Source organism: Zarconia sp. (genome assembly GCF_057467645.1).
Genome location: NZ_JBRJXU010000064.1, coordinates 39,524 through 49,354, shown reverse-complemented (window position 1 = coordinate 49,354; position 9,831 = coordinate 39,524). Strand labels below are relative to the sequence as shown.

Annotated in this window: 6 protein-coding genes; 4 read left to right on the top strand and 2 right to left on the bottom strand. The window is 51.2% G+C overall.

What is annotated here, in order from left to right; all coding sequences use genetic code 11:
* Positions 1 to 606 precede the first annotated feature (606 nt).
* The 3 genes from AC2215_RS09300 (at position 607) to AC2215_RS09290 (ending at position 4,948) form a co-directional block, all read left to right on the top strand.
* A complete protein-coding gene (locus AC2215_RS09300; protein ID WP_486809702.1) occupies positions 607 to 3,141 on the top strand; it encodes a CHAT domain-containing protein in 2,535 nt (844 codons plus the stop codon).
* A 74-nt stretch (positions 3,142 to 3,215) separates the two neighbouring features.
* The gene (locus AC2215_RS09295; RefSeq protein ID WP_486809701.1) at positions 3,216 to 4,010 is read left to right on the top strand and encodes a DUF928 domain-containing protein; all 795 of its coding nucleotides are present in this window, start codon (positions 3,216 to 3,218) and stop codon (positions 4,008 to 4,010) included.
* Positions 4,011 to 4,405: 395 nt separating this feature from the next.
* Positions 4,406 to 4,948: a GNAT family N-acetyltransferase gene (locus AC2215_RS09290; RefSeq protein ID WP_486809700.1), complete on the top strand. Its 543-nt coding sequence runs from the start codon at positions 4,406 to 4,408 to the stop codon at positions 4,946 to 4,948.
* 22 nt (positions 4,949 to 4,970) lie between these two features.
* Here the strand turns inward: AC2215_RS09290 and AC2215_RS09285 are convergent, their stop codons facing one another.
* Entirely contained in the window at positions 4,971 to 5,900 is a 930-nt protein-coding gene (locus AC2215_RS09285; protein ID WP_486809699.1) for a LysR substrate-binding domain-containing protein, read from the bottom strand.
* 330 nt (positions 5,901 to 6,230) lie between these two features.
* Between AC2215_RS09285 and AC2215_RS09280 the strand changes: the two genes are divergently transcribed.
* Positions 6,231 to 8,306: a cation:proton antiporter domain-containing protein gene (locus tag AC2215_RS09280; RefSeq protein WP_486809698.1), complete on the top strand. Its 2,076-nt coding sequence runs from the start codon at positions 6,231 to 6,233 to the stop codon at positions 8,304 to 8,306.
* Positions 8,307 to 8,630: 324 nt separating this feature from the next.
* Here the strand turns inward: AC2215_RS09280 and AC2215_RS09275 are convergent, their stop codons facing one another.
* Positions 8,631 to 9,533: a bestrophin family protein gene (locus AC2215_RS09275; protein ID WP_486809697.1), complete on the bottom strand. Its 903-nt coding sequence runs from the start codon at positions 9,531 to 9,533 to the stop codon at positions 8,631 to 8,633.
* Between the last annotated feature and the right edge of the window lie 298 nt (positions 9,534 to 9,831).

Here is a 9,831-nt window from a genome sequence, read left to right as displayed (position 1 = left end):
ATAGCAACCGTCAGGGCGGTTTAGGCATCGTGAAGGTGAGCTTTCTTGAGCAGGCAATCGCGGTGAGTAGGGGGAGAGAAGAAAATGCGAGCCTTGAGCTTGATTTCTCGAGTGTCCTAACCGCCTTGGCGACGGCTATATTATCCCGTTGAGGCAGTTAGAAATTGACTATTAGCCAAAACTAATATTAAATTCAGATTATTTTTTGATGTACGATCTAGGTTAGAATCTCTTAAAAAATACAGTATTTTGAGAATTTATAACTAAGCTACAAAATATGAAATTTGTGTAAAATAAAATCGATCGTGTCGTAAATATACTGAATTTGCTTATAATTATGGAGAAAGTTAACAATCTTTCCTCAAACAGTATAAATTGATGAAACGATACGAAGAGCGAATTATCTAACACTCCGATAAAAATTTATGAGATTCATCGGAGAAAGGCAGACACTTGGGTGTACGAATCGTTTCATGAATCTCCAAGCCGATCGAGGTCTCCCGAACTTGCGACGGAGATCGAACTTAACTCACTCGATTTTGCTCGATCGCATCTCAAAACGAGATAAATTTGTTCGAGTTCCGCTCTCGAACCCACCCACAGGCTATGCATCTTTCCATCCGCTTCCAACTGCTGGCACTTTTATGTGTCAATCCCCTACTGACGGGGTTGGCCCTGCCCGCGACCGACTCAGTCCTCGATCGCCCCGCGATCGCCGATGCCCATGGAACCTCAACCCTCCTCGATCGAGGCAGACAGCATTATCGTCGCGGACAATTTGTCGAAGCGATCGACGTCTGGGAGCAAGGTGTACGAGAATACCAAAACCAACCCTTGCATCAAGCTCTGAGCCTGAGTTCCATCGCCCTCGCCGCACAAAAATTAGGACAGTGGGAACGGGCCGCCGAGGCCATCGCCCAAAGCCTGAACCGGCTGCAAGCCCAACCAGCATTAGACGATCGCGGTTTAGCCATCTTCGCCCAAGCCCTCCACACCCAAGGGGTGCTGCAACAAGCCATGGGGCAATCGGAAGCGGCCCTGGAAACCTGGGAACGGGCCGAAGCCACCTATGCCGAAGCCGGAGATGAAGTGGGAGTCTTCGGCAGCCAGATCGATCGCGCCCAAATTTTGCAAACCCTGGGATTGTACCGACAGGCAACCACCGTGCTAGAGGAGGCTAACGCGGGAGTGCAAAGCCAACGGGACGACGGGCTGAAAGCCTCGGGACTGCGAAGTTTAGGTGTTGCCCTACAAGGGTTGGGACGCTTGGAAGAGTCGAAAGAGGTCTTGGAGCAAAGTTTAGCCATCACCCGATCGCTCAACGATCCAGAGGCAATCGCTGCCACCTTATTCCAGCTCGGCAATACCGTCCGTGGCTTACCCGACGGTACCGAAGCGGCGATCGCCTATTACCAGCAAGCAGCCACCACTGCCCGAACGCCCCTCACGCAACTCCAAGCGCAGCTCAACCACCTCAGCTTGCAGCTAAAAACCGATGATTCTGAAGACGTCGCGGGACTTTTCGCGGCGATCGAATCCAATCTCGATCGACTGCCTCCCAGTCGGGGCGGCATTTACGCTCGGGTGAATTTTGCCGAACTCTCGATGAGGGAACCGACCGCCAACCATCGGGAAATCGCGCGCTACTTAGCCACTGCTATCGTCCAAGCCAAAGACCTCCAGGATACGAAAGCCGAATCCTACGCCCTGGGTTACCTCGGTCAACTCTACGAGAAACAAGGGCAGTGGCAAACCGCTCGCAACCTCACCGAGCAAGCCCTCGTCCTCGCCGAAGCCGCCAACGCAGCGGAAATTGCCTATCGCTGGCAGTGGCAGCTCGGTCGCATTCTCAAGCAAAACTCCGAGATCTCCGGAGCCATTGCGACCTACCAAGAAGCGGTCAAAACCCTGGGCAAGCTGCGGGGGGAGCTCGTCCGCGATGCCGAAGCTCAAGCCTCTTTTCGAGAGCGGGTCGAACCGGTTTACCGAGAACTGGTGGATTTACTCGTGCGATCGAATCCCAGTCAAGCCCAGCTCCAGCAAGCCCGCGAAGTCATTGAATCCCTGCAACTGGCCGAACTCGATAACTTTTTCCGGGAAGCCTGTTTGGATGCCCAACCCCAGCAAATCGACGAGATCGATCCCAGCGCTGCCGTCATCTATCCGATTATTTTACCCGATCGCCTAGCGGTGATTCTCTCCCTACCGGACGGCACCCTGCGCCACTACGATACCGCCTTGTCCGAGGCAGAAGTCGATCGCCTCGTGGGTGAAATGCGACAATCCCTAAACCCCGCTTTTCCCAACCAATTGCGATTGCAACTGTCGCAACAGCTCTACGATTGGCTTTTGCGCCCCATCGAAGCAGAACTGGCGGCGAACGCCATCGAAACTCTGGTCTTTATCCCCGATGGTCGATTTCGCAATATCCCCCTTGCTGCCTTGCACGATGGAGAGCGCTACACCATCGAAAAATACGCAATCGCCATTTCCCCCGGACTACAATTGCTCGAACCCAGAGCCATCGATCTCGATCAACTCGCCATTTTCACCGGCGGACTCACCGAAGCTCGTCAAGGATTTTCTGCCTTACCGGCCGTGGAATTTGAAGTCAGCCAGATTGCCGCCAAAGCCACCTCCGAAATTGTTCTCAATCGGGAATTTACCGAACTCACCCTCCAAGACCGGATCGATTCCATCGGCTTTCCCATCATTCATTTAGCCACCCACGGTCAATTTAGTTCCGATCCCGAAGAAACCTTTATTTTGACTTGGGACGATAAAATTCGAGTCAAAGAATTTACAGACTTGCTAACAGTGCGAGAACAAAATCGTGCCACCCCCATCGAGTTATTGGTGCTGAGCGCCTGTCAAACGGCCTTCGGCGATAGCCGAGCGGCATTGGGGTTGGCCGGATTAGCGGTGCGGTCGGGAGCGCGCAGTACCCTGGCAACCTTGTGGAACGTCAATGACGAGTCTACTGCCGTGCTGATGGTGAAGTTCTACCAGCAACTCACCCAAGAGCCGGGAATTAACAAAGCCAAGGCACTGCGAAACGCTCAACTTTCCCTGTTGCAAGATCCCCAATACAAACATCCCTATTTTTGGGCTTCGTTTATCCTCGTGGGCAATTGGCTGTAATGGCAGACCTCTGACAACTAAAGACTTCCGTTACCCCAGTCCCCGATTTCACGATCTAAGGAGACATGAAAATCGTGCATTTAAAAGATTCCTGGCACTTACCGACTATCGCATCTCTCGGATTGAGCTTAGCCGTGGCGACGATCGCCCAAACACCGGCAACGGCTCAGTCAAACCCGAGCGTGGAAACCCACATCGAGACTCAAGTCACCTTCGATCCACCGGCCGACCCAGCACCGCATCAAACGACCGGTGGTGCGTCTCGCGATGGAGGAGCTTGTACGCAAACCTCCAGCTCGACTTATCCAAACACGGCAAGTTTAGTTTCCTCTAGCCCGAGTACAACTTCGGTCACGTCTCTGATTCCGACGAGCAATCACGGATTAACCACCGAAAAGCGACCGACACTGTTTGTCTACCTTCCCCGTTCTTCCGCCAACGAAGTCTTCATCAGCATGGAAGACGAATACGAAAACTACCACTACCACACAACGGTGCCGATCTCCGACGCACCGGGGATTTTCAGTTTTACCGTGCCCGACTCCGCACCCATTTTAGTCACCGGCAAAAACTATAAGTGGTCGGTTTCTCTCATCTGCGGGGCCGAACTCGATCCCGGAGACCCGAAAGTGGAAGGATGGGTCCGGCGTATCGACCCTGACGCAGCATTGACGGCCGAGTTGGAGGAAGCCGCACCCTTAGAACAAGCCGTGTTGTACGCTGCTGCTGGCATTTGGTACGATACCCTCGCCATTTTGGCAGACTTGAGACGCTCCAATCCCGAGGATTCCCGATTGGAAATAGAGTGGAGCGAACTGCTAAAATCTGTCGAACTCGGAGCCGTGGCACGGGAACCGCTGCTTCGGTAAATCCTGAAGGGTGAGCGGGTGTGGGGTGTAGGGTATTGGTGAAACGGGCGCGGAAATCTCTCGGTTGTCAAGCCCCATATTTAGTGTTGGTACTCAACTGACTCTTGGGATCTAGACGGTTTCCGATGACCGAGCCATGCTCAGAGCCCATACCCAAAACCTCAAACCGTTCCCCGATCGGTCGTTCCCCTTGACAGGTGGCACGTCAGCTTAACCTTTCACCAATGGGTGTAGGGGTAAAGTGTCCGACGATGGCTCGTGCTTGGAGTCGATCGGATCGAGTGGGGGAGAGGTTCTTCTACCCATGGCTCCAATCCACATCACCTCGCTGGACTTTCAAACATTCTTCGCCCGTACTGACGTTACGATCGAAGCGCGATCGGGTTACTCGAAACATGGATGATGTCACCGGATTTTTCAGAGAACGTGCCGATTACTCCGTCAAACTCCTCTCGATCGAAGATGCGGATGAACTTCAACTCCTCTACGATCGGTGTACGGATTTTTTCCGCTTTTCCGACGGATTACCCCCCTCTCCCACAGCGGCTCGCGAAGAATTTGAGACCCCACCAGAGGGGAAAACGCCCCAAGATCTGTACCTGTTTGGTTTATTCGAGCCAAACCACAGACTGGTGGGGGTCATCGAATCCGTTCGCCACTACCCCGACCCTCGAACGTGGTGGGTAGGACTGATGCTGCTCGCTCCCGAATACCGCGGTCGGGGGTTGGGGAAAGACTTTTACAGAGGCTTCGAGGGTTGGGTGTTGGCACGGGGTGTACCCCAAATTTCTTTAGCGGTTTTTGCCACCAATGCGTCAGGATTGGGATTTTGGCAGAATATGGGGTTTACAATCGGGCGCAAAATAGAATCCCAACCATTTGGTATCAAAACCCACGAGCGTTACGTACTCAGTCGGGGGATCTCGAGTCGAACCTGAATGCATCTTAAACGATCGAGGTCTACTTTGACGATCGTTTAAGATGCCCGCTATCAACGTACTCGGGACTTTTGGCGAGCAGGTGTTGCAAGAACGCACTTGCGATCACCGAGAGCTGTTTTCCCCCTAAGTACGCGACGTACCAATGACGCTGAATGGGAAAGTTTTGCACGTCGAGTACGATTAATTCTCCTCGTTCGAGTTCGTAGCGTAGGGTATGTCGGGATAAAATAGAAATACCCAAGCCCCCTAAAATCGCTTGTTTAATGGCTTCGTTGCTACCGAGTTCCAATCGAACTTCGATCGAAAGCTGATGTTTTTTTAAAAGTTTTTCGATGGCTTTTCTTGTTCCCGAACCGGGTTCTCGCATAATAAATTTTTCTCGATCCAAACATTCGATCGGAATATTTTTTTTGCCGGCCAGTTTACTATCGGAACGGGCGACGACCACTAAAGGATTCTCTAAAAATGCTTGAATCTGTAAATCGAGCTCTTCAGGAGGTTGGCTGAGGATATAAAGATCGTCTTCGTTTTCGAGCATTCTCCGCTTGAGCTTCTGATGGTTCGTCACCTGAAGGGAGATCTCGATCGCCGGATATTGCTGACAAAATGCACCGAGAAGTTGGGGGACGAAATATTTCGCTGTCGTCACCACTGCTAAACGTAGTTTTCCTTCTTTGGTGCCCTTAAAATCGGCAACTTTCATCTCGAAGTTATCGAGTTTTTCAAACACATCTTGACTCGTCACAAGCAATTCTCGACCCACATCTGTGAGATAGAGCTGTTTGCCAATTTGCTCGAATAGGGGTAAACCGATAGATTTAGTGAGTTGTTTGACTTGGCTCGAGACCGTCGGTTGAGAAATAGATAACTCTTGAGCCGCTCGGGTAAAGCTCGAATGGCGAGCGACGGTCTCGAACACTTTTAACTGATGCAGGGTTGCATGTAGCAAGGACTTTTCTCTCCACGAATTCCCGGTTGGGCGATCGATGGTTGCCATCTCTCAGGATATCTCTGGGGAGACTCTGGGATGGGACAGAGAAAAACTGCGGCCAGATCGCGTCGTGCCTCTTTCTCTCCCATCAATAACCCACGCCGATCGCGCACCCGGAAAAATGACATTGACTTTACATTTCTATACCTAAAGTAGTATAGTTTCAATCAAATAAAAAAGCGAATAATAATAGACTTAATTCTATTAATTTTCCCGATCGGGCTGCACGGCAGTTTTTGATGTCAGAATAATCTCTACACTCGTCCACCTCTATCCATACACGCAAAAATGCTCGCCGTTTTGCAAGCTATTCCCGATAGCCCCCTGGTTGCATTTACCGTCCTGCTACTGGTCATCCTGATCGTGCCGCCGATTTTCGAGCGGTTGCGCCTGCCGGGACTGGTGGGATTGCTCGTTGCGGGTATTCTCCTTGGTTCTAATGGTTTGGGCATCCTCGATGCCAAATCGGAAACGATGAAGTTGCTTTCGGATGTCGGGAAAATCTACCTGATGTTTGTTGCCGGACTCGAAATCGATCTGGCCGAGTTTCGCAAAACCAAAGATCGGTCTTTAGGATTTGGGGTCGCGACGTTCTTGATTCCCCTGCTCGCCGGTTCTCTTGTCGGTTTGCTCTTCGGCTTCGGTCCGAACGCATCGATTCTCATCGGTTCCCTGATGGCCTCCCATACGCTTCTGGGCTATCCCATCGTCAACCGATTGGGGGTGGTGGGCAACCAAGCCATCACCGTCACCGTTGGTGCCACCATTTTTACCGATATTGCGGCGTTGCTCGTCCTCGCCATTTGCATCTCAATTCACACTGGAGACTTTTCCCCCACTAATCTCATCTTGCAGTTGGTTGCTTTAGCCATCTACTCGGCACTGATTTTATTGGGCTTAGATTGGATCGGGAAAGAATTCTTCCGCAGAACCGGCGATGAAGAGAGCAATCAGTTTTTATTCGTCCTGCTGGCAGTGTTTGTAGCTGCCGTGGGAGCGCAAGCGATTAATGTGGATAAAATTGTCGGTGCGTTTTTAGCCGGACTCGCCGTCAACGATGTCGTCGGACGGGGACCGGTGGAAGAGAAAGTCGAGTTTGTCGGCAGTACCCTCTTCATTCCCTTTTTCTTTGTCGGCATGGGGTTACTCCTCGATATTCCTACCTTTCTCACCAGTTTGCGGGAAGATTTGGGCTTGATGCTGGCCATTGTCGGGGGACTGCTCGGAGCCAAGTTCCTCGCGGCTGGAATGGCCAAACTTCTCTTCGGCTATAACTGGGACGAAACGTTCACCATGTGGTCTCTGTCATTGCCCCAGGTGGCGGCGACTCTGGCGGCAGCGTTAGCCGGTTTGAATGCCGGCTTGATTCCCGAGTCGGTGTTTAACACCACCATCGTCCTGATGCTGGTCACTTCGATTCTCGGACCGGTGATGACCGCTCGTTTTGCCAGTCGATTGCCCCGCGCGCGCGCGCAGACGCATCCAGACATCCCTTACAGCCCGGAACTCGCCAACGATGTTTTCAACTCTCCCATTGCCAGCACCCACCCCTTCAAAGTGGTCGTGCCGATTTATAATCCCCTCACAGAGCGTTATTTAGTGGAAATGGCGGCGCTTTTGGCCCGTCACGAGTCGGGAAGCCTCGTTCCCCTTTCGATCGCCACGGCACACATTCACATGGACGAACCAGACTTAGAAGTGTCCCTCGAACGTTCCCGACGATTGCTCAAACGCGCGGTACAGGTGAGTGAAGAATTTGGCGTAGCGGCCGCTCCGAAAATTCGCATCGACAACGATATCGCCCACGGCATCAGTCGAACCGCTCGCGAGAATGATGCCAGTTTAATTATCATGGGTTGGAGTAAAACCAAGGGATTGCGAGCGAAGTTGTTCGGTAATTTAATCGATAGCGTTTTTTGGTCGTCCCATTGTCCGGTGGCGGTGATGCGCCTCCTCAACGATCCCGCGAACATTCACCACATCCTCGTTCCCATCAAAAACCTGCGACCCAAAGCGGTCGAAACGGTACGATTTGCCCAACTCTTTGCCGATGCCAACCAGGCTAAAGTGACGCTGCTGCACGTTTACGATCGCTATACTCCCGACGAACAGCTTGCGGATTTTGAAGCGGAACTCTCCCAAATTTTATTGCGATCGGAGTTTCCCGTAGAATCAAAAATTGTCATGCTTCCCGGCGACGACGCAGCCAAAATAATTGTGAAAGCCGCCGGCAGCATGGATATGGTGGTGTTGCGTTCTCGCCGCCGCCGTACCGCTGGGGGATTGGCCGTCAGCGATGTCACCACTCAAACAATCGCCAAACTCAATTGCTCGATGGTATTGCTCGGAGAACCCCATTCTTAGCCTGCATTATTCATGAGGTTCGACGAAAATTGCCCCAACCCTGGTCTCGCAAGCAGATTGGCACTTTACCTGAAAAACAGTCTGTTTTTTGAGATTCGAGAGAGATCGGGATTTGAGCTTTTGATGAATAATCCAGGTTAGGGAACAAGGGAGGCAGGGGAGAGTGTTGAATTCGGAATTCGGAATGGGGGGATGTGGTGAGGCGAAATGCTTTGTGTTGAGGAGGTTGATTGTCTCCCTTGTCTCCCTTGTCTCCTTGTCTCCTTGTCTCCTTGTCTCCTTGTCTCCCTTCTCCCCTTGTCTCCCCTGTCCCCATCCCCCCTCTCAATCCACGTGCGAAACACTCGGATCGAGCAGCATCAAATCTTCGATGTTGCGCTGCATCGTCGAACAGATGGTATCGAGGGGTAAATCGTTGGGATCGCGGCCGAAGGGGTTCTCGATTTCCAAACCGATTTCTTCAATTCCGAGCAGGGTAAAACTAATCAAACCAATAGAAAGACCCGTCAACCAACCTAAATCTGCTACGAGTTGAAACGGTAAAATCAGGCAGTAGATGAGGAGTAACTGCGCTAAATGAATGGAGTAGGCGGCGGGTAATGGTGTTTTTAAAATCCGTTCGCAAGATCCTAAAGAGTCCACCAGCTTGTTGAGCAGTTCGACGATCGCACTCACCTGATAGATATGCAAGCAACCCCGCTGATGTTGGAGGTGCAAGTAATCGTTAATCCAAACGACCACTTCTAGGGGGGGATGATTGATAGTTTTCAACTTTTTGTATTGTGCTGGGGACAGTAACCCTTCGAGTTCGTAATTCACCGATTCGCTGCGTAAATGGAACTTGGTGGAAATGGCAAACGCAACGACCAAACGCAAGATGGCTTGCTTTTCGACTCGATCTTGGGGGTCTCGCTCTTCCACAAAAACCCAGATTTGTCGGGCGATATTACGAGAAGTATTGATGATACCGCCCCATGTTTTACGACCTTCCCAAAAGCGATCGTAAGCGGTGTTCGTCCGGAAAACCAGTAATAAACCCAATACCAGAGTCGGGACGATATTCCCGATTCCGGGCTTAGAAATCGGCACACCTAACATATACAAAAAAGATACGAGAGTGCCAAACGCACTGCACAACAGAACTCGAGGCCAAATTGCAGGAATCACCGATCCTTTAATTTGTAACAGTCCTCTGAGCCATTGACGATTTCCTCTGGGTACCTGCATCTTAATTTTCTGACGGAATTTGAGTTGGATTTGGACGCAATTCGATCGACGATTTCGCTTTAAAAAGCATTAAGTCGTAGGATTCTCATGGTGTTTTGAATGTCACTTCAAGATATGGCGCTTCGCGTTAGTTTATTTACACGATTGAAGAAATAGGTTTTGTCTATTCCCCGTTCCCCATGACTGAAAATGTGTCATGAAAAAGCCGCGAACTGCGATCGAACCATTTTCGACGATAATAGAGAACTCCGGAATGGAGAACTGGGAATGGGGAATAGAGTTCGCATTCATCGCACAC

Excerpts from the sequence above, each read along its gene's own strand:
- AC2215_RS09300 (WP_486809702.1), top strand. The coding sequence starts at position 607 with ATGCATCTTTCCATCCGCTTCCAACTGCTGGCACTTTTATGTGTCAAT.
- AC2215_RS09290 (WP_486809700.1), top strand. The coding sequence starts at position 4,406 with ATGGATGATGTCACCGGATTTTTCAGAGAACGTGCCGATTACTCCGTC.
- AC2215_RS09280 (WP_486809698.1), top strand. The coding sequence starts at position 6,231 with ATGCTCGCCGTTTTGCAAGCTATTCCCGATAGCCCCCTGGTTGCATTT.
- AC2215_RS09275 (WP_486809697.1), bottom strand. The coding sequence starts at position 9,533 with ATGCAGGTACCCAGAGGAAATCGTCAATGGCTCAGAGGACTGTTACAA.